We start from the raw sequence: 23,940 nt of genomic DNA on the forward strand, positions 1-23,940 counted from the left end.
GATTATATCGTAAACGCTATAATTCAGGAGAGAAGCAATGCTTGCCCCCGATGCAAATGAAACCACCCAAGCGCCAACGATCGACATGAAGCTCGAAGTCGTCGTCATCCCTGTTTCGGACGTCGATCGCGCCAAGAAGTTCTATGCGAACCTCGGATGGCGGCTCGATGCCGATTTCGCCGGGCCTGACGACTACCGCGTCATCCAGTTCACACCTCCCGGCTCCCCCTCCTCGGTCATTTTCGGCAAGAACGTGACCGCGGCGGCGCCCGGCTCCGCCCAGGGTCTGTACCTGATCGTCTCCGACATTGAAGCCGCGCGAGACGATCTGCGCGGTCGCGGCGTCGAGGTCAGCGAAGTCTTCCACGCTGAAGGCGACGACCACACCGGACCCGACGAGCCTTATCTGTTCGGGCGCCGTCGGATTGCTGGTCTGGATCCCGCACGCGCCAGCTATCGCTCGTACGTCTCGTTCAACGATCCCGATGGCAACGGCTGGCTGTTCCAGGAGATCACCACGCGATTGCCGGGACGCGTAGAGGCAGCAGGAACAACATTCACCTCCTCGTCCGAGCTCGCGAGCGCGCTCCGACGTGCGGCTAAGGCACACGGTGAGCACGAGAAGCGGAACGGCGGTCAGTACGATGCGAACTGGCCGGACTGGTACGCCGACTACATCGCTCGCGAGCAAGCCGGCCAGCCGCTACCGGCTTGAACCGCGGCTCGCCTCGTTCCGACGAATGACACCGGATTATCCTGAGGGCGGATCGGCCTGCGAACGCTCCCCCTTCAGGCCGGCGCCTTCGCCGGCCAGGGTCGCGAAATCGATCCGGGACATTTCGACGATGGCCTTGGTGCGGCTGAGCACGTTGAGCTTGCGCAGGATGTCGGAGACGTGGACCTTCACCGTGGTCTCGGAGATGTTGAGCTCGAAGGCGATCTGCTTGTTCTGCAGGCCGCGCTTGAGCATTTCGAGCACGCGCAATTGCTGCGGCGTCAGCTCGTGCAGGCGTTTCAGCAGATCCTGCGCCGGGCCGGCGGCGCGTTGCGGGCGGACGAGCCCGCGATAGGCGGCTGGGACACAGACCGCACCGCGCAGCACCTCGCCGATCGACTGCGCCAGCTCCTGCTTGGAGGACGATTTGAGGATGTAGCCGGAGACGCCGAGCGACAAGGCGCCGGCTATGATCTGCGGATCCTGATGCCCTGATACGATGACGACGGGAATCCTGGGAAAGGCCTTGCGGATGCGGATGATGCCGGAAAGGCCCGTGGTGCCCGGCATCGACAGATCGAGCAGGATGAGGTCGAGCTCGGCAGCCGCCGCGGCCTGCTCGAGCGCACCGTCGATCGACGTCGCCTGAAGGATCTCGGCCGCCGGCGCCGCCATCTGGAGCGCGCCCTCCAAGGCTTCTCGAAACAACGGATGGTCTTCGACGATCAGAAATCGCATCACGCGTGAGCCATTCCCGGTTGATTGGCCAGATGATCGACGGGTTCGACGCCGAAACGAGAATGTCGCAGCCGGACCAGACCGGCTTGATCCAGGTCAAGCGGGACATCGCGCGTCATTGCGGCCGCCCGCGGTCGGCCCGCGCATAAGGCCGGGCCTTGGGATCCGGCAGGTCCACCTTGCCGATCTCGATGATCGCCTTGTTGCGGCTGAACAGGCCGAGTTTGCGCAGAATTTCGGTAATATGCGCCTTCACCGTGGATTCGGCGAGCTGAAGCTCCTGGCCGATCTGCCGGTTCGGATAGCCGCGCCGCAGCAGATCGAGCACGCGAAGCTGCTGCGGCGTGAGCTCGCGCAGCTTGACCTCGAGCGCCTTGCCGGCCTCGGCCCGGCGCCGCTGCGACGTTGCCACGAAATCCTTCGGCACCGACACCGATCCGTTCAGCACGCCCTCGATCGACTGCGCCAGCTCGCGCTTCGACAGCGACTTCGGCAGAAAACCCGCGGCCCCGAGCTCCAGCGCCTCGCGAACGACGCGCTGGTCCTCCTCGCTCGACACGATGGCGACGGGCAGGCGCGGATGGGCCTCGCGCAAGCGCAGAAAGCCGGAGAAGCCGGTCGCATCGGGCAGCAGGAGGTCGAGCAGCGCGAGGTCGATGCCCTCGCCCTGCTCGGCCGTCAGGATGTGAAGGGCGTCCTCGATCGACATCGCTTCGACAATCCGCGCCTCCGGCAAGGCCAGCCGCACCGCATTACCGAGGGCCTCGCGAAACAGCGGATGATCGTCGATGATCAGGAAGCTGGTCATGGCGCCTTCACAGGACTGCACCGCCGAATGCTGCACCGGACGGGCATCCGCCGCCGCAGCGGAAGAGGCGGAACTATCCGGCATCAATCCGGCACCGGGATGGCGCCGGATGAACGCTACCACATCCTCCCGATCGGGTTCGGTCAAGACCGTTCAATCGTTCGATTCGACCTGGACCGTCAGCAGGAAGGAATAGATGCTGTTGACCTGGTCCTCGGTATAGACCTCCTTCCAGGCCGGCATGCCCTTGTTCGGCCGTCCCTCCTGCACGGTGGTCAAATATTTCTCGCGCATCTCGTCGCCGTAGCGGTGACGCAGCAGCCGCAGATCGATCTTGCGCTCGCTCTGGATCGCATCGGGACCGTGGCAGTGGGCGCAGGTTCCGTTGAAGATCTCCTTGCCCGCGCCGACGGCCTCAAGGCCCGGCGCGACCGCATCGCCCTTGGTCTCGGTCGCCACGACATTGGCGACCTGGGCGACGCCGGCTCCACTTCCCGTACCCGTCGTCACCGGCGCTGGCGTCGGCGCTGCGCCGAAGCGAACCGGCGCGCCGCCCGGCAAACCGTATTTCACGGCGAGCTCGCCGATCTTGCCCTGAAGCTGCGGCAACACGGCATTGACGCGGTCGCGCAACTCGGTCGAGGCCTTGGCAAAGCCGATGGCGGCGTCCCATGACAGGCCCTCGCCCTCGGTGAGCTCGATCTGGTAGCGGCCGCCGTAGCTGGTCTTGTTCAGCCAGCCGGCGACCGGGCCCCAGATGAAGGCGACGTCGGCCCGGCCCTGGTCGAGCGCCTGCATGCCCTCCTCAGGCGACAGCACCGTCACTTTCTGGATGTCGTCGCGGCTCGCGAGCAGGTTTTGCGGCGTGCTGGCGAACTGCACGGCGACGCGCTTGCCCTTGAGGCCCTCGATGCCGCCGATCGCCGCGCCCTTCGCAGATTCCTTGGTGGCGACGAGGGCATAGCCCTCTTTGGCGATGGCGTCGGAGAAGATCACGGCCGGGCCCATGAAATCTGCGGACCTGGGCAGCCCGATCATGGCGTCGCATTGCTTGCCGAGCAGCGTGACCCGCACGGTGCGCTTGCCGAAATAGGATTTGTACCAGTCATAGGCGATCGGCCGGCCGAGCGCCTGCGCCAGGGCCTGCCCGATCTCGACATAGAGGCCCGGCTTCGACGAACTGTCGCTGGAGAATGGAAGGTTGGTCGGATCGGCGCAGAGACGGAACGGTTGCGCCTCGTCGGCCTGCAGCGGCGAGGCCGGAACGATCAGCGCCGCGGCGGCACATGCGAGCAGGCCTGCGATGGCGCGATGTCGGCTCGCACCGGTGGCGGAATGATTCGGACGCATCCTCGTCTCCCTTGCGTTGGCTTTGTTGCGCCGGAGCTTGTTGAGCCAGGCGCGGCGGCACCAAGCATCGGCCGATGCCGCAGCTAAAGTCCGGAGAAAGCGCGCGCGTATCCCGTCACCTCAAGGATACGCGCGCGAGTTGTCACTGGACGGAGAACACGAAGAGCGAGCCGCCCTCGGGGGCTGCGGCCGTCATCTTCTTTCCTACCTCGCCCAGGAACGCAGGCAGCGCAGCGGTGCGGCCGACGACAATGGCGACATATTGCTTGCCGTCGACCTGATAGGTCACCGGGCCTGCGCCGATGCCGGAGCCGAGATTCTTGCTCCACAGCACCTTGCCGGACTTCGCATCGATGGCGCGGAAGTCGCCATGGATGTTGCCGGCAAACACGAGGCCGCCGCCGGTGGTCAGCGTGCCGCCGTTGAAGGGCAGGTCTTCCTTGATCGACCAGACCTTCTTCTGGGCGACCGGATCCCAGGCGACGAGCTCGCCGAGGAAGCCGCCGGGGCCTTCCTTGGTCGGGAATTCGGCGCCGAGATAGAACACGCCGCGCTTGTAGGTGACGTCGCTGACCGACCAGTCCATGCAGACGTTGTTGGACGGGATGTAGACGAGGCCGGTCTGCGGGTTGAACGACATCGGCTGCCAGTTCTTGCCGCCGATCAGGTTCGGGCAGATGTCCTTGGCGGGATGGCCTGGCCCGGGACGCTTGTCGGGATCCTCGACTGCGCGCATCGTGGCGACGTCCCACTTCTTGGCCCAGTTGGAGAACACGTATTTCTCCGCCGACAGCACCTTGCCGGTCTCACGGTTGGCGACGAAGAAGAAGCCGTTGCGATCGGCCTTCATCAGAGTCGGAACGGTGCTGCCGCCGATCTTGAGATCCGCGAGCACGGCTTCGTTGACGCCGTCATAGTCCCAGGCGTCGGCCGGCGTGGTCTGGATGTGCCACTTGATCTTGCCGGTGTTGGGATCGAGCGCGAGCGTCGAGGCCGTGTAGAGGTTGGTCAGCTTGCCGAAATTGCCGTCGCCGGTCGAACGCACCGCCGTGTTCCACGGGGCGGGATTGCTGGTGCCCCAATAGACCGTGTCGGTCTTTGGATCGTAGGAGCCGACCAGCCAGGCCGCGCCGCCGCCATGCTGGGCGGAGTCGCCCTTCCAGGAATCGCCGCCGGGCTCGTCCGGCGAAGGAACGGTGTAGGTCTGCCACACCTGCTTGCCGGTGTTGATGTCGAAGGCCAGCAGCGCGCCGCGCACGCCGTATTCGCCGCCGCCGAAACCGGTGATGACCTTGTCGCGCACGACGAGCGGCGGCGAGGTGATGACCGAGCCCTGCTTGTAGTCGACCACCTTCGCCGTCCACAGCGACTTGCCGGTCGCGGCATCGAGCGCGGTCAGCTTGCCGTCGAGGCGGCCGACGAAGATCTTGCCGTCGGCGTAGGAGACGCCGCGGCTGTTCACGTCGCAGCAGGCGTATTGCAGCACGTCCTCGGGAATATCGGGCTCCCAGGTCCATTTGCGCTGCCCCGTCGCCGCATCGAGCGCATAGACGTATTTCGGACCCCACGAGCTCGAAACGTACAGCGTGTTGCCGATGACGATCGGCGAGGATTCGTTCGAACGCAGCGACGCCAGCGAGAAGGAGTAAGCAAGCGTCAGCTTCCCGGCGTTCTCGGTGTTGATCTGCTTGAGCGGGCTGAAGCGCGTGTTGCCGTAATCGTGGCCGGCAACGGCCCATTGATTCGAATCGGATTGCGCCTTGAGCACCGAGTCGTTGGCGCGAACGCCCGGTGTAACGGCGGCGAGCATCGCAATCATGGAGATGCCGGCCAAGAAGCCCTTCGTTCCAAAGGTCATGTATTCCCTCCGCGATGTTGTTGTGCACGCCTCGTTGGGCGCCTGAGCGCACTGCGCTCGTGATGCGCAGTTCGCCTGCGAGCCATCGTTCGAAATTACAGCATCGCCGTTTCGCGCTTAGTATAGGCGGAAGGTAGTAGTGCAAATCATCGGCGGCTTTCGCCGCTCATCTTGTTGTCCGGACTTGCGTCCTGCCCTTGTTTTGCAGCTCGAAATGCGCGCTCGAATGAAGGCGGCATCGCGCATCAATCACGATGATGGCGCTACCACGCCGGCAAAACTCTCGAAGAAGCTCGCGGCGAGTTTTCGCGACGTCGAGTCGATCAATCGCGAGCCGAGCTGTGCGAGCTTGCCGCCGATCTGCGCATCGGCCTCGTAGTGCAGGATGGTGACGTCAGGGGCTTCTTCCTCCAGTCTGACCTTCGCGCCGCCCTTGGCAAAGCCGGCGACGCCGCCGGCGCCTTCGCCGACGATGCGATAGCCGTTGGGCGCATCGATATCGGTCAGCGTCACCTTGCCGCTGAACGTCGCCTTCACCGGACCGACCTTCAGCACCACGGTCGCCGTCATCTCGGTCGGCGACGCCATCTCGAGCGATTGGCAGCCGGGAATGCAGCGCCTGAGAATTTCGGGATCGTTGAGCGCAGCCCACACCGTGTCCTTCGACGCCGGGATCCGCTGACTGTCGTTCATCTGCATCGCTTCCACCCTTTGTTGCCGTTGCTTGTACGGCTCGACTAGGGGCACGGGCGGCTGCGTTCAATCGCCAGGAAGTATTAGTGCTGCTTTCGGACCTCTCATTCACGCGATGTCATTCCGGGGCGCGCCTCTTGGCGCGAACCCGGAATCCATTTCCCCGCGGACTCTGCGGCCCGATGGATTCCGGGCTCCCTCGCTCCGCTCGGGCCCCGGAATGACGGAGTGGACTGTCCTGGCCGACGCGGCTTGACGGCGGCACTTCGCTGCATTGCCGTAAGCAAAATCAATGGCTTAAGTCGTCTCGTCCTACTACCAAGATCGCGATTACAAAGGCGGGGGCGCATGCTCCTATTCGCGCAACGAGCACGGCATTAAAGGGAGGAACGACGCACGACCGGGCCTAGGTCCAGGGCAAGCGGCGAGATGACCACGGCACGCGCGACCAGCTCACGCGCCTATTGCGGCGGCAGCGAGCACCCCATCGCAGATGCTAGCTGCGACTTTCCGTGTGTCTCCCACAATGTCGCAGCACGTGATGGCGGCGGCACGAGACGTCGTGGCCGAATCGCAGATCGGCGACCGTCATCACGATGACCCTTCCATGACCGCGGTCAGCAAAAACCCAGTTGCAAAGTTTCGTTTGCGCTGTCTCTAATTAGAACCAATCAAAATAACTTTGGGAGGACTTCAAGTGTCTACAGTCAAACTGACGGTCAACGGCAAGGCCGTTGCTGTCGATGTCGAGGACCGCACGCTGCTGGTCCAGCTCCTGCGCGATCACCTCAACCTGACCGGGACCCATGTCGGCTGCGACACCAGCCAGTGCGGCGCCTGCGTCGTGCACATGGACGGCCGCGCGGTGAAATCCTGCACCATGCTGGCGGGGCAGGCCGACGGCGCCAGCGTCACCACGATCGAGGGCATCGCCAAGGGCGACGAACTGCACCCGATGCAGGCCGCCTTCCGCGACAATCATGGCCTGCAGTGCGGCTATTGCACGCCGGGCATGATCATGTCGGCGATCGACATCGTGCACCGCCATGGTGGACAGCTCGACGAGGCGACCGTCCGCACCGAGCTCGAAGGCAATATCTGTCGCTGCACCGGCTATCACAACATCGTCAAGGCGGTGCTGGACGCCGCCGGCCGCATGAAGGTCTCGCAGGCGGCCGAGTAAGCGGCGCGCCTCGAAACAAGAACAACCGTCGCAGCCGTCGATGGACGGCGCGATCAAGGAAATTTCCGGTCGGGAGGACCAGACATGGGTGTTGAAGGCATCGGCGCACGCGTCGTGCGCAAGGAAGACAAGCGTTTCATTACCGGCAAGGGCCGTTACGTCGACGACATCAAATTGACGGGTATGACCCATGCCTATTTCATCCGCAGCCCGCACGCGCACGCCAAGGTCAAGAAGATCGACTCGTCCGCGGCGCTGAAGATGCCGGGCGTGGTCGCGGTGCTCACCGGACAGGAGCTGGTCGACGACAAGGTCGGCAACCTGATCTGCGGATGGGCCATCACCTCCAAGGACGGCAGCCCGATGAAGATGGGCGCATGGCCGGCGATGGCGCCGGAGACGGTGCGCTTCGTCGGACAGGCAATTGCCGTCGTGATCGCCGACAGCAAGAATCTCGCGCGCGACGCGGCGGAAGCCGTCGTGGTCGACTACGAGGAGCTCCCCGCGGTCGCCGACATGCACGCCGCCATCAAGCCCGGCGCGCCGCAGCTTCATCCCGAGGCGCCCGGCAACCAGGTCTATGATTGGGTGATCGGCGACGAGAGCGCGGTGAATGCCGCCTTCTCGAAAGCCGCCAATGTGGTGAAGCTCGACATCACCAACAACCGGCTCGCGCCGAATGCGATGGAGCCGCGCGCGGCGATCGCCGATTACGATACCGCCGAGGAGCACTTCACCCTCTATACGACGTCGCAGAACCCGCACGTCGCGCGTCTCGTGCTCTCGGCGTTCTACAACATCGCCCCCGAGCACAAGCTGCGCGTGATCGCGCCCGACGTCGGCGGCGGCTTCGGCTCCAAGATCTTCATCTATCCCGAGGAGATGGTGGCGCTGTGGGCCTCGAAGAAGGTCGGCCGCCCCGTCAAGTGGACCGGCGACCGCACCGAAGCCTTCCTCACCGACGCGCATGGCCGCGATCACATCACCCATGCCGAGATGGCCTTCGACGCCAACAACAAGATCATCGGCCTCAAGGTGAAGACCTACGCCAATTTCGGCGCCTACATGTCGCTGTTCTCGTCGTCGGTGCCGACCTATCTCTATGCGACGCTGCTGTCGGGCCAGTACAACATCCCGGCGATCCATGCCGAGGTGATCGGGGTCTACACCAACACCACGCCGGTCGACGCCTATCGCGGCGCGGGCCGGCCGGAGGCGAGCTATCTGATCGAACGGTTGATGGAAACGGCGGCGCGGCAGCTGAACGTCGATCCGGCCCAGCTGCGGCGGACCAACTTCATCACCCAGTTCCCGCACCAGACGCCTGTCATCATGGCCTACGACACCGGCGACTTCAACGCTTCCCTCGATGCGGCGATGAAGGCGATCGATTATGCCGGCTTCCCTGACCGCAAGGCCAAGGCGAAGGCCGACGGCAAGCTGCGCGGCATCGGCGTGTCCTGCTACATCGAGGCCTGCGGCATCGCGCCGTCGAAGGCGGTCGGCAGCCTGGGCGCCGGCGTCGGCCTCTGGGAATCGGCCGAGGTGCGCGTCAATCCGGTCGGCACCGTCGAGATCCTCACCGGTTCGCACAGCCACGGCCAGGGTCACGAGACCACGTTCTGCCAGCTCGTCGCTGAGCGCCTGGGCGTTCCGATCAGCCAGGTCTCGATCGTCCATGGCGACACCGACAAGGTGCAGTTCGGCATGGGCACCTACGGCTCGCGCTCGGCGGCCGTCGGCCTCACCGCGATCCTGAAGGCGATGGAGAAGATGGAATCCAAGGCCAAGAAGATCGCCGCGCATGCGCTGGAGGCATCGGAGGCCGACATCGTCATCGAGAACGGCGAGTTCAAGGTGACAGGCACCGACAAGGCGATCGCCCTGCCGATGGTCGCGCTCGCGGCCTATACGGCGCACAATCTGCCTGACGGGATGGAGCCGGGTTTGAAGGAGAGCGCCTTCTACGACCCGACCAACTTCACCTTCCCGGCCGGCGCCTATATCTGCGAGCTCGAGGTCGATCCCGGCACCGGCAAGACTTCCTTCGTCAATTTCGTGGCGGCCGACGATTTCGGTCGGCTGATCAACCCGATGATCGTCGAGGGCCAAGTCCATGGCGGCCTTGTGCAGGGGATCGGGCAGGCGTTGCTCGAGCATGCGATCTATGATGCCAACGGCCAGCCGGTCACGGCCTCGTTCATGGATTACGCCATGCCGCGCGCCGACGACGTGCCGTCGTTCAACCTGTCCCACACCACGACGCTCTGCCCGGGCAATCCCTTGGGCATCAAGGGTTGCGGTGAGGCCGGCGCGATCGGCGCATCGGCGGCCGTGATCAACGCGATCACGGATGCGATCGGCAAGAACAATCTGGAAATGCCCGCAACCCCTGACAGGGTGTGGCGCACGATCCACGCGGCTTAAGGGAGGACCGAAGATGTACCAGACCACCTATCATCGCGCCTCCTCGGTCGACGAGGCCGTCAGCCTGTTCGCCAAGGGAAGCGAGTCGAAGTTCCTCGCCGGCGGCCAGACGCTGCTGCCGGTCATGAAGCAGCGTCTCGCAGGTCCTTCCGACGTCATCGACCTCGGCAGGATCAAGGAGCTGCAGGGTGTCGAGCTCTCGGGCGACACGCTGACCATCAAGGCGGCGACGACCTATTACGACATCATGACGAATGCCGACGTGAAGCAGGCGATCCCCGCGATCTCCTATCTCACCTCGGTGCTCGGCGATCCCGCCGTGCGCTATCGCGGCACGATCGGCGGCTCGATCGCGAACAATGATCCGGCTGCGGATTTCCCGGCGGCGCTGCTCGCGCTCGGCGCCACTGTGAAGACCAACAAGCGGTCGATTGCGGCGGATGATTTCTTCCAGGGCCTGTTCACGACGGCGCTCGAAGACGGCGAGATCATCACCGCCGTGTCATTCCCGGTGCCGGCGAAGGCGGGCTACGAGAAGATGCGGCACCCGGCCTCGCGCTTTGCGCTCACGGGCGTGTTCGTGGCGCAGACCAAGTCGGGCGAGGTTCGGGTCGCCGCCACCGGCGCCTCGCAAACCGGCGTGATGCGGGTGGGCGCGATCGAAGCGGCGCTGAAGGCGAACTGGTCGCCATCGGCGATCGACAGCGTGACAATTTCGGCGAACGGATTGCTGGCCGACATCCACGGCACGGCGGAATATCGCGCCAATCTGATCAAGGTGATGGCACAACGCGCGGTCGCCGCTGCGCGCTGACGATTCGACTTAGCGTCTCCACGCAAATTTTCCGCGGCGCGCACTTCGGTGCGCGCCGTTTTATTTTGGCCGTGCGGCATGAAAACCGCTTGCCTCGCTGGCGTGAAGGCGAGAAAAGTTAATCGGCCGATTAACTCGCTCAACAGAAGAAACGTCAGAGGCGATTGCCGATCGCCGGCATCCGTCCGCGACCCGAGGAAACAACAACGTGCTCGACAAACCCGCCCCCACCTCCTCCGTCCGCGCTTCCGGCCCGCTCTCGGGCTTCCGCATCGTCGAATTCGCCGGCATCGGGCCCGGTCCGTTCGCCTGCATGATGCTGGCCGACATGGGCGCCGACGTCGTCACGCTCGACCGCGTCGGCGCGAAGAAGAGCATGAAGTCGGTGGCCGGGCGCGGCCGCAAGGTGATCGAGCTCGACCTCAAGGACAAGGCGGCGATCGCGCAAGTATTGGATCTGCTCGCGAGCGCGGACGCGCTGGTCGAGGGTTTTCGCCCCGGTGTGATGGAGCGGCTCGGCCTCGGGCCGGACGTCGTGCTCGCACGCAACCCGAAGCTGGTCTATGGCCGCATGACCGGCTGGGGCCAGGAAGGCCCGCTCGCCAACGCCGCCGGCCACGACATCAATTACATCTCCATCACCGGCGCGCTCGCCGCGATCGGCACTGAGGAAGCGCCGGTGCCGCCCCTCAATTTGGTCGGCGATTTCGGCGGCGGTGCACTCTATCTCGTCGTCGGCGTGCTCGCAGCACTTCTGGAAGCGCAGAAGTCGGGCAAGGGCCAGGTGGTGGACGCGGCGATGTGCGACGGCGCGGCCTCGCTGATGTCGTTCTTCTTCGACATGACTACGATGGGACGCTGGACCGAAGGGCGCAACCAGAACTTCCTCGACGGCGGCGCGCATTTCTACGGCGTCTACGGATGCGCCTGCGGGCACTTCATCTCGATCGGCTCGATCGAGCCGCAATTCTACGCGCTGCTGCGCGAGCATGCGGGCCTGACGGATGCCGATTTCGACGCGCAGATGGACCGCAAGGCCTGGCCGGCGCTGAAGGAGAAGCTGAAGGCCGTGTTCAAGAGCAAGACGCGCGAGGACTGGTGCAAGATCATGGAAGGCACTGACATTTGCTTCGCGCCGGTGCTGACCATGTCTGAGGCGACACAGCATCCGCACATGGTCGCCCGCAACGTCTTCATCGAGCGTCACGGCGTGAAACAGCCGGCCCCGGCGCCGCGGTTCTCGCGCACGCCCTCGGCCGCGCGCGAGCCGGAGGCGGCGGAGATCGGGGCGGTGATGAAGGCGTGGCAGGCGCCGAAGTAATTTCCGCGGTCACTCCGGGGCGCGCGGAGCGCGAGCCCGGGATCCATAACCACAGTCGCGTAGGGTGGGCAAAGGCGCGAAGCGCCGTGCCCACGTCTTCGTATCAATTGGGCAGGACGTGGGCACGCTTCGCTTTGCCCACCCTACAGCAGTGTGCGTGACGGGCCGCGCCTACGCCGCGTCCCCCACCTTCAACACGCCGCGGCGGATCTGGTCCTCCTCGATGGATTCGAACAGGGCCTTGAAATTGCCCTCGCCAAAGCCGTCGTCGCCCTTGCGCTGAATGAACTCGAAGAAGATCGGGCCGATTGCGTTGGCCGAGAAGATCTGCAGCAGCACCTTGGTCTGGCCGCCATCGACCACGCCCTCGCCGTCGATCAGGATGCCGTTCTTCTTGAGCCGGGCGACATCCTCTCCGTGCTTGGGCAGGCGCGTATCGATCTTCTCGAAATAAGTGTCGGGCGGCGACGGCATGAACGGCAGGCCGGCCTCGCGCAGCCCTTCGATGGTGCGATAGATATCGCGGCAGCCGCAGGCGATGTGCTGGATGCCCTCGCCGCGATAGGTCTCCAGATATTCCTCGATCTGGCCGGACTCGCCGGCGTCCTCGTTGATCGGAATGCGGATCTTGCCGTCGGGGCTGGTCAGCGCGCGCGAGAACAGGCCGGAGGCGCGGCCCTCGATGTCGAAGAAGCGGATCTGGCGGAAGTTGAACAGCTTCTCGTAGAACCCGGCCCAGACATTCATGCGGCCGCGATGGACGTTGTGGGTGAGATGGTCGAGATAGAACAGGCCGGCGCCATGCGGCTTGGGATCGCGCGCGCCCAGCCATTCGAACTCGGCGTCATAGGCCGAGCCCTTGGCACCGTAACGATCGACCAGATAAAGCAGGCTGCCGCCGATGCCCTTGATCGCGGGCACATCGAGCGTCTTCTGCGCCGACGACACATCGGCCGGCTCGGCGCCGAGCGCAATCGCGCGGTCATAGGCCGCCTTGGCATCGACGACGCGAAAGGCCATGGACGGCGCACAAGGGCCGTGCGCGGCGACGAACTCATAGCCGTGCGTGCCGGGCTCCTCGTTGACGAGATAGTTGATGTCGCCCTGGCGATAGACCGTGATCTTCTTGGTTCTGTGGCGCGCGACGGGCGCATAGCCCATCAGCTTGAACAGCGCGTGCAAGTCTTGCGGATTGGGATGCGCGTATTCGACGAACTCGAAGCCGTCGGTGCCCATCGGGTTGTCGGCAGTGATCGTGGCCGGCGGTGCATCGTGCGGAAACGGACCCATGGTGTTCTCCCAAATGGCTGCTGCCAGGAACTATCCTTCATGGGCCATGCAATGAGCGTGCAAACGAGACGGGCTTTGGCTATTCTATGCACGATCCGCGCATGAAACGGATGAAAGACGCATGATTTCTGTTGACGCCTTCGACCTCAGGATTCTCGGCGCGCTCCAGGACGATGGCCGCCTCACCAACCAGGAGCTCGCCGAGCTCGCGGGCCTGTCAGCCTCGCAATGCTCGCGGCGGCGGATGCGGCTGGAGGAGGAGAAGGTGATCGCGGGCTACCACGCCGACCTCTCCAGCGAGGCGCTCGGCTTCGGCGTGATCGCCTTCATCCAGGTGGGACTGGCGACCCACTCGCCGGACAATTCCAAGCGTTTTCGCGCGCTGGTGAACCGGATCGATGAGATCCAGGAGGCGTATTCGCTGACGGGCGATGCCGACTATGTGCTCAAGGCCGTGCTGCGCGATCTCAAGGGCCTGTCCAACCTCGTCAATGACGTGCTGATGCCGCACCAGAGCGTGGCGCATGTGCGCTCCTCGATCGTGCTTGATAGGCTGAAGGAGAGCTCGAAGCTGCCGCTGAAGGAGATCAAGCCCGGCTGAAATCGAGGGAACTATGGCATTCGCGCTGGCAACGCGATCTGCGATGATCGCAGCTCCAGTTGCGGAGATTCAACATGGCGCTCCAGCTGCGACCGAACTGCGAATATTGCGATTGCGACCTGCCGCCCGACGCGACCAATGCGCGGATCTGCTCCTATGAATGCACGTTCTGCGCGGACTGCGTCGAGACCAAGCTGTTCAATGTCTGCCCGAACTGCGGCGGCGGCCTCGCCCCGCGCCCGATCAGGCCGGCGCAGGAATGGCGGCCGGGCGTGTGCACGGCCAAGCAGGCGCCGTCGGACAAGCGGGTGCATCTGAAGTACAGCCTGGAGGATGTCGCGGCGCATTGCGCGCGGGTGCGCGACGTGCCGCCGGAGAAACGGTGATTTGGCCCGCTACTCCGCCGCCAATATCGTTCCTTCGACCTCGCCGAACCCGACGCGATAGCCGTTGCCCTGGCACCAGCCGCGCATGACGAGGCTGTCGCCGTCCTCCAGAAACGAGCGCTTGGCGCCGCCGGGCAGTTCGACCGGCTCGGTGCCGTTCCAGCTGATCTCGAGCAGGCTGCCGCGCTGGTTCTTCTCCGGGCCGGAGATGGTGCCGCTCCCTAAGAGATCGCCGACATTCATGGCGCAGCCCGAGGAGGCGTGGTGCATCAATTGCTGCACCGACGACCAGTACATGTACTTGAAATTGGTGCGGCTGATGCTGGCGGGCGCATTGGCACCCGCAGCGCGCAAGGAGACGTCGAGCTCGACATCGTAGTTCTGCGGCCTGGTCTGCTTGAGATAATCGAGCGGCACCGGCTGCTGCTCCGGCCCGTTCAGGCGGAACGGCTCCAGCGCCTCGCGCGTCACCACCCAGGGGCTGATCGAGGTCGCGAACGCCTTGGCGAGGAACGGGCCGAGCGGCACATATTCCCATTGCTGGATGTCGCGCGCGCTCCAGTCGTTGAGCAGCACGAAGCCGAAGATCATCTCCTCGGCCTGGCTCTCGGTGAGCATCCCGCCCATCGGCGACGGCTGACCGATCACGACGCCCATCTCCAGCTCGAAATCGAGCCGCTTGCACGGCGCAAAGCTCGGCAGCTCCGCATTCGGCGGCTTCAGCTGCCCGCGCGGCCGCTTCACCCTGGTGCCGGAGACCACGACGGTGGAGGCGCGGCCGTTATAGGCGATCGGCATATGCAGCCAGTTCGGCTGCAGCGCATTGTCCTTGCCGCGGAACATCACGCCGACATTGGTGGCGTGCTCCTTCGACGAATAGAAATCGGTGTAGCCGGAGACGGCGAAGGGCAGGTGGAGCTTCGCGTCGCGCATGAGAACGAAAGCGCGCGAGCGCAACTGCTCGTTATCGCGAAGCTCCGGATTGTCGTGCCGCAAGAGCTCGCTGATGCGCGCGCGGGTTTTCGACCAAACCTTTGGACCCAGATGCATCAAGGCGTTCAGTCCTCCTGCAAATGTGCCCGGATCGCCCGCACTGATCAGGCCATCTTGCTCGAGCTCCCAGAGATCGAGCACGTAGTCGCCGATCGCTACGCCGAGGCGCGGGGCACGGCCATCCTTGGTCGAGAACACGCCATAGGGCAGATTTTGGATCGGGAAGTCCGAGGCCGGATCGACGGCGATGAAGGAGCGGAGGCTGGGGTCGTTGGGGTGGGGCATTGGTTCCTGCCGAATGTTTATTCACAGTTTCTCCGCCGTCATTCCGGGGCGCGCGGAGCGCGAGCCCGGAATCCATATTCACAATCGTGGTTATGGATTCCGGGCCTGCGCCTTCGGCGCATCCCGGAATGACCAAGTAACTACGGCTTGCCCGGATCGAACCGCTTCTCCAACCCCTTCCAACAATCCGCGTAATCGGCCTGGAGTGTGGCGGCGTTCGCCGCGTGTGCCGTGACGCGCTGCGGGTAGCGGGTCTCGAACATGAAGGCCATGGTGCCGGTCAGCTTCACCGGCTTCAATTCGCCGTTGCTGGCGTGCTCGAAGGCGTCGCGGTCGGGGCCGTGCGGCAGCATGCAATTGTGCAGCGAGATGCCGCCGGGGACGAAGCCCTGCGGCTTGGCGTCGTAGACGCCGTAGATCAGGCCCATGAACTCGCTCATGATGTTCATGTGATACCAGGGCGGCCGGAAGGTATTTTCCGCGACCATCCAGCGCTCCGGGAAAATCACGAAGTCGATGTTCGCGGTGCCCGCCGTCTCCGACGGCGAGGTCAACACCGTGAAGATCGAGGGATCGGGATGGTCGAAGCCGATCGCGCCGACGGGAGAGAAGGTACGCAGATCATACTTGTACGGCGCGTAATTGCCGTGCCAGGCCACGACGTCGATCGGCGAATGCGGCAACGTGGTCTTGAACAGCGAGCCGCCCCATTTCACGTAGAGCTCGGTCGGCGTGTCCTTGTCCTCGTAGTTTGCCACCGGCGTCAGGAAGTCACGCGCATTGGCGAGGCAATTGGCGCCAATCGGCCCGCGCTCCGGCAGCGTGAAGGCGCCGCCATAATTTTCGCAGAGATAGCCGCGCGCCGGGCCGTTCGGAATCTCGACGCGGAACTTGACGCCGCGCGGGATCACCACGATCTCGCCAGGCTCGGCATCGATACGGCCGAACTCGGTGACTAGGCGCAGATTGCCCTGCTGCAGCACGAACATCAGCTCGCCGTCGGCATCGTAGAAATGCTGATCCACCATCGACTTGGTGATGAGGTAGACATGCGCGGCCATGCCGGCCTGCGTATTCACATCCCCCGCCGTCGTCATGGTCTGCACGCCCTGAATGAAGGTGACATCCTCCTTCGGCAGCGGCGTCGGATCCCAGCGCAGCTGCGCGATCGGCAGGTCGTATTCATGGCACGGCGCCGAACGCCACAGCCCGGCGTCGACCTTCTCGAAGCGGCCGGAATGCTTCACTGAGGGGCGGATGCGGTAGAGCCAGGAGCGCTCATTGCTGCCGCGCGGCGCGGTGAAGGGCGAGCCCGAGAGCTGCTCGGCATAGAGTCCGTAGGCGCAGCGCTGCGGCGAGTTGCGCCCGATCGGCAGAGCGCCCGGCAGCGCCTCGGTCTCGAAAGAGTTGCCGAAGCCGGACATGTAGCCTGGCGTCACCTGGGCCGAGCTGCGGATGATCTGATCAGGCGAGGTATTGATGTTCATGACTATCCTCCTCCTTGCAAGGCGGCCCACATTTCCTGATCGCGCTTGTCGGTCCAGATCACGGGGTCGTCGATTCCGGACGCTTCGTCGTAGGCGCGCGACACGTTGAACGGCAGGCAGTGCTCGTAAATGGCAAAGCTCGAGAATTTCGGATCCATCACCTCGCGCGTCGCCGCCATCGATTCCTTTAAGCTGCGGCCCCTGGCGACCGAGATTTCGGCCGCGCCATAGAGCGAGGTGACGAAGTCGCGCGTCATCGCGATGGCCTCGCGCACCGTGGCGGTGCCCTTCAGCGCATCGCCGCGGCCCGGCGCGATCGCCTTCGGATTGAAGTTGCGGATCTCGTTTAGCGTCATCGGCCATTCGCGCAAATGCGCATCGCCGCAATAACAGGCCGAGTGATATTCGATGAGGTCGCCCGAGAACATCACCTCTGCATCCGGCACCCAGCCGACGATGTCGCCCGAGGTGTGGCCGGCGCCGAGCTGCATCAGGCGCACCTCGCGCTTGCCGAGATAGATCGTCATCTCGCCTTCGAAGGTCAGCGTCGGCCAGGTCAGGCCGGGAATGCTTTCCGCATCCTGGAACAGGCGCGGAAAGCGGCCGTACTCGGAATCCCAATCCTGCTGGCCGCGCTCCGCAATCAGCCGATGAGTCTCCTGCGAGGCGACGATACCTTGGGCGTGATAGGCGGAGGCGCCCAGCACGCGCACGGCGTGATAATGCGACAGCACGACATATTTGATCGGCTTGTCGGTCACCGTGCGGACCCGCTCGATCACCTTGTTCGCCATGGCCGGCGTCGCCTGCGCGTCGAACACGAGGCAGCCATCGTCGCCGACGATCACGCCGGTGTTGGGATCGCCCTCGGCGGTGAAGGCATAGAGATCGGTGCCGATCTCGGAGAAGGTGATCTTTTTTTCCGCGAGATCGCCGGTGGATGCGAAGTTCTTCGCCATGAATTCGTCCTTACAGGGCTATTGTTGTTGCTGTTGTTGCTGTTGTTGCTGCTGACCATCGATCATGCGGCGCTTGGCGAGCCCGATCGCCTCGCGCAGCACGTCGATGTCGCCGATATGGTTGGCGAGGATCAGCACCAACGCCGCGTCGAAATCGGCGCTCTGCTCCTCGGTGAGACCGCGATGCGCCTCGACGATGGCACGGAAGGCATCGTCGGGGCGTGCGAAGTTCGAGCTGGTGGAGAGCGGCATGCCAAACCTCAATACAAACCTTCGGCTCGCGCCAGCGCCGCCGCGATCGCCGCACGCGTCGGATGACGGAAGCGCGCCGCGACATAACCGTCAGGCCTCAGCAGATAGGCGGCACCCGGCTCGGCGCCGTAGCGCTTTGCGACCAGGCCCGAGGGATCGGCAAATTCACCGTCGGCGCCAATGCGGATGCCCTTGATACCATCAGGCGCATCGATCGGCGCGCCATTGCTGAACGACAGCAGAGTGAAATCCGTTCCACCTTTGCGGAAGGCATCCGTCAGATAGATCGGCTCGCCGGCGGACGTTGCGGCGGGCGCGTCGAGCATCGAACCGCCGGGCGGGGGTCCACCGCGCCACGCATCCGCATCAAGCGAGGACAGCGGCGTATCGTAGCTGCACGGCACCGACAGCCGACCGCCATTGACCATGCGCTTGCCGAATTCGGTCTCCTTGGCGAGCGACAGCACCGCCTTGCGCAGCCGTGCCTCCTGATGCGAGTTCGGCGCCATGAAGTCGGTCGAGCGGGTGGATTCGCGGATGTTCTCGTCGGCCGCCATGCTGCGCTCGACATGGTAGCTCTCGAGCAGGCTCGCAGGCGATTTGCCGCGCAGCACGCGGTCGAGCTTCCAGGACAGATTCTCTGCGTCTTCGAGTCCCGAGTTCGCGCCACGCGCGCCGAAGGGCGAGACCTGATGCGCGGAATCGCCGGCGAAGATGACGCGGCCATGGATGAAGCGGTCCATCCGCCGGCATTGGAATTTGTAGAGCGAAATCCACTCGAATTCGAACTTGTCGTGGCCGAGCATGCGCGCGATCCGCGGCCGCACGTTTTCCGGCTTCTTCTCGAGAACCGGATCGGCATAGCGGTTGAGCTGGAGATCGATGCGCCAGACGTCGTCGGGCTGCCGGTGCAGCAGCGCCGAACGTCCGGCATGAAACGGGGGATCGAACCAGAACCAGCGCTCGGTCGGAAATTCCGCGGTCATCTTGACGTCGGCGATCAGGAACTGATCCTCGAACACCTGGCCGGCGAATTCCGCCCCGACCATCTGCCGCAGCGAGGAGCGCGCGCCGTCGCAGGCGACGACATAGCGCACATTCAGGCGGTAGGCGCCCTCGGGCGTCTCGATCGTCAGCAGCGCGGAATCGTTGCGCTGCTCGAGCGCCGTCACCTTGTTGCGCCAGCGCAGGTCGATCTCCGGCAGCTCGTTGATGCGATCGACCAGATAGGCCTCGGCGTAATATTGCTGGAGATTGATGAAGGCCGGCCGCTTGTGACCGTCTTCGGGCAGGAGATTGAACTGGTAGAGCTGCGACTCGCCGTGGAAAATCCGCCCGACGCTCCACACCACGCCCTTCTCGACCATGCGGTCGCCGACGCCGAGCCGGTCCCAATATTCCAGCGACCGTTTCGAGAAGCAGATCGCGCGCGAGCCCTCGCCGATGCGGTCGGCATCATCCAGCAGCACGACGCGCTGGCCGCGCTGGGCAAGATCGATCGCCAGCGACAGCCCGACCGGGCCCGCGCCGACGATCACGACCGGATGCGCCGCGGGGCTCGAGCCGGGGCGGTCCTGATCGGGGTGACGGCGGTAGCCGAACTGGGTCTTGGCTTGAGCGGTCTTGGCGTTCAGGGTTTTGGCGTGAGGGGTATTGGCCGGCGCCATACACGAACCTCGGCTCTGGTCAGGACAGGATCGATCTGCTAGATAGTCTCACGTGCAACTATTTTGGACCGGAGCCGGCCGGCCGTCAACTGGAATTCGGAGGCGCTCTCCTTGGCGAGGACATCCAGCGACATCGCGCTCAAAGCGCGCGCGGCCGACGAGGCGTCGGCGCGGCCAAAGCTGCGGCTCGATCTGTTCAAGTTCGTGCCGTTCCGCCTCAATCGGCTCGCCGCGGAGGTCAGTTCCGCGCTGTCGGTCGAGTATCAGGAACGCCACGGCCTCGACATTCCGGCCTGGCGCGTCATCGCCACGCTCGGCTTCCGCAATGATGCCTGCAGCGCGCAATACATTTCGCAATGCACCCGCACGCACAAATCCACCATCAGCCGCGCAGTGACGGCGCTGCTCAGCGACGGCCTGATCGAGCGGGTCGAGAACGAAGCCGACCGCCGCGAATTCCGCCTGCAACTGACCAGGAAGGGCCGCGCGCTCTACGAGGAGCTGTTCCCGCAATTGCTGCGGCGAGAGGACGAGATCCTCGCCTGCCTCTCGGCGCAGGAGCGCAAGCAGCTCTCGGCCCTGCTCGGCAAGATCGAGCAGAGCCTCGATCTGATCCAGACCAGCGAAGAGGCGGATGCGAAGCAGGCGTATTAGGGCGCCCCCCATAAGGCGCAGACGTCAGCTTTTGGGAGCCCGGTTGAGAAAGCTTGGTAGGACCGTGACGGCAGCGAGGTATATAGCGATGCTCCTTGTGGCGTTTGCCGCAACTCGCGCATACGCCGCTGACATAGGTTATCTGGCTCCCCCTGGAGTCGCGGCAAACGAGTTTCCCTCACCGCAGCGTCCTGTCGCACGGATCGTCAGCCCGCGCCGCTCCGCCGAAGAGCGCCGCGACGCCCTCAATGAGGCCGGTCAAATCGCACGCGCTCTTGAACTGAAACCAGGGATGACTGTCGGCGACATTGGAGCAGGCAGTGGCTACCACACGGTCAGGCTCTCGCACCTCGTCGGATCCGCCGGCTCTATCGTTGCCCAGGACGTCACGCGGGATTACCTCGTCGAACTCGCCAGGCGAACAAAACTTCTGAAGTTGACAAACGTGCAATTCGCGCTCGGCGAACCACACGACCCGCGTCTGCCCGCTTCCTCGCTGGACGCCGCAATCCTTGTGCATATGTATCACGAGATAGCCCAACCCTATGCCTTTCTCTACAATCTTGCGTCCGCCTTGAAGCAAGGTGCGCGGGTCGGAATTGTCGATCTTGAGCTTCCGACGTCGAAGCATGGCACGCCAATTGAGCTCTTGCGCTGCGAGTTGACCGCCGTCGACTATCGCGAGATCGCCACATATAAGCTCGCAGGGGGCGGAGGATACCTGGCGGTATTCTCTCCTCCGGAGCTAGCGGCTCGAAAATCTCCCCACGATATCGTTGCTTGCGGGGATCCTGCCGGTGCTCGTTGACATCGCGCCCGCCTCCCGTCTCAACCCATCCGACGAACTCTACGAGGAGCTGTTCCCGCAATTGCTGCGGCGAGAGGACGAGATCCTCGCCTGCCTCTCGGCGCAGGAGCGCAAGCAGCTCTCGGCCCTGCTCGGCAAGATCGAGCAGAGCCTCGATCTGATCCAGACCAGCGAAGAGGCCGACGCCAAGCAGGCGTATTAGGGCAGGCTGTCGCGAGCGGTTAGTAGATGAGAGGCGAAATGAATAGCCAAGAATTCGTTGAAGCCATCAAGCGCTATGTGAAGGATGCCGCAATCGAAGATACAATAGCCGGTCTGAAGAACCCTCCGGGTAGGAGTGTGCCGCTCCGAGAGCGGGCGTGCTCGGATTGGTACAACGGCCTACGACCGGAAGACGCTGATAACGTTAATCGCGTGATCGCGACATCAGTCCATCAAGCGCTGTTCGGGCTTCTTGCAGTGCTCGATGGCGTACGAACCATTGACGACGAAGCGGGACGGTTCGAGCTGACTTATGTTGGCGCGAAGCGGATCTTGCTCAACGATCAACAGGCCATTGGTCTACACGACCTCCTGAACGCCCCGAACTGAGCTGGTGGGTAGAGCGCCAGCGAAACCCATCCTACGAGCTGTCATTCCGGGGCGCCGCAGAGCGGCGAACCCGGAATGACGGCGACACCATCACCTCGCAAACGACCGCGTCGGCGGCAGATGCAGCGCCCAGGCATCGACCTCATCGCTGGCGCGCGGATAGATCTCGGTCACGATCGGATCGTGGCCGGGGATGAACCTGTCGGGATGGCCGGCGAGGCGCTCGATCGTGTCCCAGCCTTGCGCCATGTCGCCGACATTATAAACGATTGGGAACGGGCTCTTGCGCTGCAGATTGGCGTAATAATGCGCGGCATCGGAGGCCAGCACCACGGCGCCGCGCGCGGTCTCGACCTTCACCACCTGCAAGCCGTCGGAATGGCCGCCGACGCGGTGCACGGTCACGCCGGGAGCAACCTCGCCATCGCCGGAATAGAAGGTGACGCGCTCGCCATAGACGTGGCGCACCATCAGCGTGACATGCTCGACCGAGAACGGGTGGCGCAGCAGGCCGTTGCACATGCAGCGTCCGGTCGCGTAGGCCATCTCGCGCTCCTGCAGATGGAAGCGCGCGTTGGGAAAGCGGTCGAGATTGCCGGCATGGTCGTAATGCAGATGTGTCACGATGACGTCACGAATGGCTGACGCCGCGACGCCGAAACGCTCTAGCGCATCGACGGGATTGAGCGTGAGCTTGCGCGCCCGCGCGCTCGCCTCCTCGGCGTTGAAGCCGGTATCGACCAGAATGTCGCGGCCGTGCCCTCGAATCAGCCAGACGAAATAATCGAGGTCCTGCGCCGCGCTGTCATGCGGGTCGGGCAGGAGGAAGTTCATGTGGGGGGTGCGCGGCGACATCGTCGCATAGCGCAGGGCGTAGATCTCGTAGACGTTTCCCATGGGCTCGCTTTTTTTAGAGTTGGATCTAGGACGATCGCGCACACCAAGCCACCACCGGCAGGAAAGGTCAAACCCGGAGGCGAGGCTGCAATGTGAGATCGATCACGTCTTCACCCGCCCTGGCCGCGCTAAGGTCCGCCGGACAGCATCGAGGTACCGAGGACCGTCATGACAACACCATCCATTCCTCTCGCGGCATGCCCATCCGCTGCGGTCCATCATCGGGATAAGGTCGAATCTCCAAGCGGTTGACGCCCTCCGTCCCCGGTTTGATAATGAGGTAAGCGTAAGTTAAGGTCGCCGCGGCGCAAGCTGGAACGGCGCCTTTTGGCTGGACCGCGCTGATTATGAAAATTCGCTTCTTTATTCTTCTGCCCTTGCTGATCTCGCTCGTCCCGACGGCCCCCTCGCTTGCGGCCGGCGACCGTTTTGCGCTGGTCATTGGCAACGCCAAATATCCGGATGCGGATGCCCCGCTGAAGGAACCGATCAACGATGCGCGCGCCGTCGCCGACGAGCTCAAGCGCGACGGCTTTTCGGTCGAACTCGGCGAGAATCTGACCGGCGACGCCATGCGCCGCGCCTTCGACAAGCTCTACGGCAAGATCAAGCCGGGCTCGGTCGCGCTGGTGTTCTTCTCGGGTTTCGGCATCCAGTCCGCGCGCCAGAGCTACCTGCTGCCGGTGGATGCGCAGATCTGGACCGAGTCCGACGTGCGCCGCGATGGTTTCAGCCTCGAGACGGTCCTCGGCGAGCTCAACACCCGCGGCGCCGGCGTCAAGATCGCGCTGGTCGATGCGTCCAGGCGCAACCCGTTCGAGCGCCGGTTCCGCAGCTTCTCAGCGGGCCTGACCCCGGTGATCGCCCCGAACGGCACGCTGGTGATGTACTCGGCGGCGCTGGCCTCGGTGGTTTCGGACGCCGGCGGCGACCGCAGCCTGTTCGTCCAGGAGCTGCTGAAGGAAATCCGCGTTCCCGACCTGATGGCCGAGGAGACGCTGAACCGCACCAAGATGGGCGTCACCCGCGCCTCGCGCGGCGAGCAGGTGCCGTGGATTTCCTCGTCATTGGCCGAAGATTTCTCGTTCATTCCGGGCGCCGGCGGATCGCGTCCGGCAACGCCGCCGCCCGCGCCTCCCGCCGCGCCGGCCGTCGTCGCCAAC

Annotated in this window: 23 protein-coding genes and 1 pseudogene; 12 read left to right on the top strand and 12 right to left on the bottom strand. The window is 64.2% G+C overall.

What is annotated here, in order from left to right; genetic code table 11:
• Positions 1 to 37: 37 nt before the first annotated feature.
• Positions 38 to 715 carry a VOC family protein gene (locus I6F20_RS32945; RefSeq protein ID WP_225129929.1) on the top strand — a complete coding sequence of 226 codons (678 nt, stop codon included), beginning with the start codon at positions 38 to 40 and terminating at the stop codon, positions 713 to 715.
• A 36-nt stretch (positions 716 to 751) separates the two neighbouring features.
• Here the strand turns inward: I6F20_RS32945 and I6F20_RS32950 are convergent, their stop codons facing one another.
• The 5 genes from I6F20_RS32950 to I6F20_RS32970 all read right to left on the bottom strand — a co-directional run bounded on the left by I6F20_RS32950 (position 752) and on the right by I6F20_RS32970 (position 6,168).
• Entirely contained in the window at positions 752 to 1,453 is a 702-nt protein-coding gene (locus I6F20_RS32950; RefSeq protein WP_050996263.1) for a response regulator, read from the bottom strand.
• A gap of 115 nt (positions 1,454 to 1,568) precedes the next feature.
• Positions 1,569 to 2,261, bottom strand: coding sequence for a response regulator (locus tag I6F20_RS32955; protein ID WP_225129962.1), 693 nt, complete (start codon positions 2,259 to 2,261; stop codon positions 1,569 to 1,571).
• Between the two features lie 153 nt (positions 2,262 to 2,414).
• Entirely contained in the window at positions 2,415 to 3,611 is a 1,197-nt protein-coding gene (locus tag I6F20_RS32960) for a c-type cytochrome (protein ID WP_225129930.1), read from the bottom strand.
• A gap of 142 nt (positions 3,612 to 3,753) precedes the next feature.
• A complete protein-coding gene (locus tag I6F20_RS32965; RefSeq protein WP_063822491.1) occupies positions 3,754 to 5,469 on the bottom strand; it encodes a PQQ-dependent methanol/ethanol family dehydrogenase in 1,716 nt (571 codons plus the stop codon).
• 249 nt (positions 5,470 to 5,718) lie between these two features.
• Positions 5,719 to 6,168, bottom strand: coding sequence for an SRPBCC family protein (locus tag I6F20_RS32970; protein ID WP_225129932.1), 450 nt, complete (start codon positions 6,166 to 6,168; stop codon positions 5,719 to 5,721).
• A gap of 691 nt (positions 6,169 to 6,859) precedes the next feature.
• Between I6F20_RS32970 and I6F20_RS32975 the strand changes: the two genes are divergently transcribed.
• The 4 genes from I6F20_RS32975 to I6F20_RS32990 all read left to right on the top strand — a co-directional run bounded on the left by I6F20_RS32975 (position 6,860) and on the right by I6F20_RS32990 (position 11,907).
• Positions 6,860 to 7,345, top strand: coding sequence for a (2Fe-2S)-binding protein (locus I6F20_RS32975; protein WP_036016131.1), 486 nt, complete (start codon positions 6,860 to 6,862; stop codon positions 7,343 to 7,345).
• An 84-nt stretch (positions 7,346 to 7,429) separates the two neighbouring features.
• A complete protein-coding gene (locus I6F20_RS32980; RefSeq protein WP_225129933.1) occupies positions 7,430 to 9,772 on the top strand; it encodes a xanthine dehydrogenase family protein molybdopterin-binding subunit in 2,343 nt (780 codons plus the stop codon).
• A 13-nt stretch (positions 9,773 to 9,785) separates the two neighbouring features.
• Positions 9,786 to 10,586, top strand: coding sequence for an FAD binding domain-containing protein (locus tag I6F20_RS32985; protein ID WP_225129935.1), 801 nt, complete (start codon positions 9,786 to 9,788; stop codon positions 10,584 to 10,586).
• A gap of 208 nt (positions 10,587 to 10,794) precedes the next feature.
• Positions 10,795 to 11,907, top strand: coding sequence for a CaiB/BaiF CoA transferase family protein (locus I6F20_RS32990; protein ID WP_225129937.1), 1,113 nt, complete (start codon positions 10,795 to 10,797; stop codon positions 11,905 to 11,907).
• A 171-nt stretch (positions 11,908 to 12,078) separates the two neighbouring features.
• Here the strand turns inward: I6F20_RS32990 and hppD are convergent, their stop codons facing one another.
• Positions 12,079 to 13,197, bottom strand: a complete 1,119-nt coding sequence (gene hppD, locus I6F20_RS32995) for a 4-hydroxyphenylpyruvate dioxygenase (protein ID WP_225129939.1) — start codon at positions 13,195 to 13,197, stop codon at positions 12,079 to 12,081.
• Between the two features lie 121 nt (positions 13,198 to 13,318).
• On the opposite strand from hppD, the gene I6F20_RS33000 reads away from it, so the two are divergent.
• Together I6F20_RS33000 and I6F20_RS33005 are read left to right on the top strand one after the other, a co-directional pair.
• Positions 13,319 to 13,798, top strand: coding sequence for an Lrp/AsnC family transcriptional regulator (locus I6F20_RS33000; RefSeq protein WP_036016121.1), 480 nt, complete (start codon positions 13,319 to 13,321; stop codon positions 13,796 to 13,798).
• A gap of 74 nt (positions 13,799 to 13,872) precedes the next feature.
• On the top strand, positions 13,873 to 14,184 hold the full coding sequence (locus I6F20_RS33005) for a DUF1272 domain-containing protein (protein WP_225129941.1): 312 nt from the start codon (positions 13,873 to 13,875) through the stop codon (positions 14,182 to 14,184).
• A gap of 9 nt (positions 14,185 to 14,193) precedes the next feature.
• Here the strand turns inward: I6F20_RS33005 and fahA are convergent, their stop codons facing one another.
• From fahA to I6F20_RS33030, 5 genes are all read right to left on the bottom strand, one after another.
• A complete protein-coding gene (gene fahA / locus I6F20_RS33010; protein ID WP_225129943.1) occupies positions 14,194 to 15,462 on the bottom strand; it encodes a fumarylacetoacetase in 1,269 nt (422 codons plus the stop codon).
• Between the two features lie 140 nt (positions 15,463 to 15,602).
• Positions 15,603 to 16,949: a homogentisate 1,2-dioxygenase gene (gene hmgA, locus I6F20_RS33015; RefSeq protein ID WP_225129946.1), complete on the bottom strand. Its 1,347-nt coding sequence runs from the start codon at positions 16,947 to 16,949 to the stop codon at positions 15,603 to 15,605.
• Between the two features lie 2 nt (positions 16,950 to 16,951).
• Positions 16,952 to 17,908, bottom strand: coding sequence for an MBL fold metallo-hydrolase (locus I6F20_RS33020; protein WP_225129948.1), 957 nt, complete (start codon positions 17,906 to 17,908; stop codon positions 16,952 to 16,954).
• Positions 17,909 to 17,926: 18 nt separating this feature from the next.
• Positions 17,927 to 18,160: a DUF2783 domain-containing protein gene (locus I6F20_RS33025; RefSeq protein WP_225129950.1), complete on the bottom strand. Its 234-nt coding sequence runs from the start codon at positions 18,158 to 18,160 to the stop codon at positions 17,927 to 17,929.
• 8 nt (positions 18,161 to 18,168) lie between these two features.
• Positions 18,169 to 19,827, bottom strand: coding sequence for an FAD-dependent oxidoreductase (locus I6F20_RS33030; protein WP_225129951.1), 1,659 nt, complete (start codon positions 19,825 to 19,827; stop codon positions 18,169 to 18,171).
• Positions 19,828 to 19,938: 111 nt separating this feature from the next.
• Here I6F20_RS33030 and I6F20_RS33035 point away from each other — a divergent pair, with 111 nt between their 5' ends.
• The 4 genes and pseudogenes from I6F20_RS33035 (at position 19,939) to I6F20_RS33050 (ending at position 21,880) form a co-directional block, all read left to right on the top strand.
• A complete protein-coding gene (locus I6F20_RS33035; RefSeq protein WP_225129953.1) occupies positions 19,939 to 20,481 on the top strand; it encodes a MarR family winged helix-turn-helix transcriptional regulator in 543 nt (180 codons plus the stop codon).
• Between the two features lie 88 nt (positions 20,482 to 20,569).
• Positions 20,570 to 21,289 (top strand): class I SAM-dependent methyltransferase, encoded by a 720-nt coding sequence (locus I6F20_RS33040; RefSeq protein ID WP_225129955.1) that lies wholly within the window; start codon positions 20,570 to 20,572, stop codon positions 21,287 to 21,289.
• Positions 21,290 to 21,326: 37 nt separating this feature from the next.
• Positions 21,327 to 21,491 (top strand): annotated as a pseudogene (locus tag I6F20_RS33045) (MarR family winged helix-turn-helix transcriptional regulator); the annotation flags it as partial.
• Positions 21,492 to 21,529: 38 nt separating this feature from the next.
• A complete protein-coding gene (locus I6F20_RS33050; protein ID WP_036030648.1) occupies positions 21,530 to 21,880 on the top strand; it encodes a hypothetical protein in 351 nt (116 codons plus the stop codon).
• 90 nt (positions 21,881 to 21,970) lie between these two features.
• On the opposite strand, the gene I6F20_RS33055 is transcribed toward I6F20_RS33050, so the two are convergent.
• The gene (locus tag I6F20_RS33055; protein WP_109141775.1) at positions 21,971 to 22,777 is read right to left on the bottom strand and encodes an N-acyl homoserine lactonase family protein; all 807 of its coding nucleotides are present in this window, start codon (positions 22,775 to 22,777) and stop codon (positions 21,971 to 21,973) included.
• 347 nt (positions 22,778 to 23,124) lie between these two features.
• Here I6F20_RS33055 and I6F20_RS33060 point away from each other — a divergent pair.
• Positions 23,125 to 23,940: caspase family protein (locus I6F20_RS33060; RefSeq protein WP_225129957.1), on the top strand; the 816-nt coding region annotated here is incomplete at its 3' end.

It is taken from the genome of Bradyrhizobium sp. IC3123 (genome assembly GCF_020193625.1).
Lineage (GTDB): Bacteria > Pseudomonadota > Alphaproteobacteria > Rhizobiales > Xanthobacteraceae > Bradyrhizobium > Bradyrhizobium yuanmingense.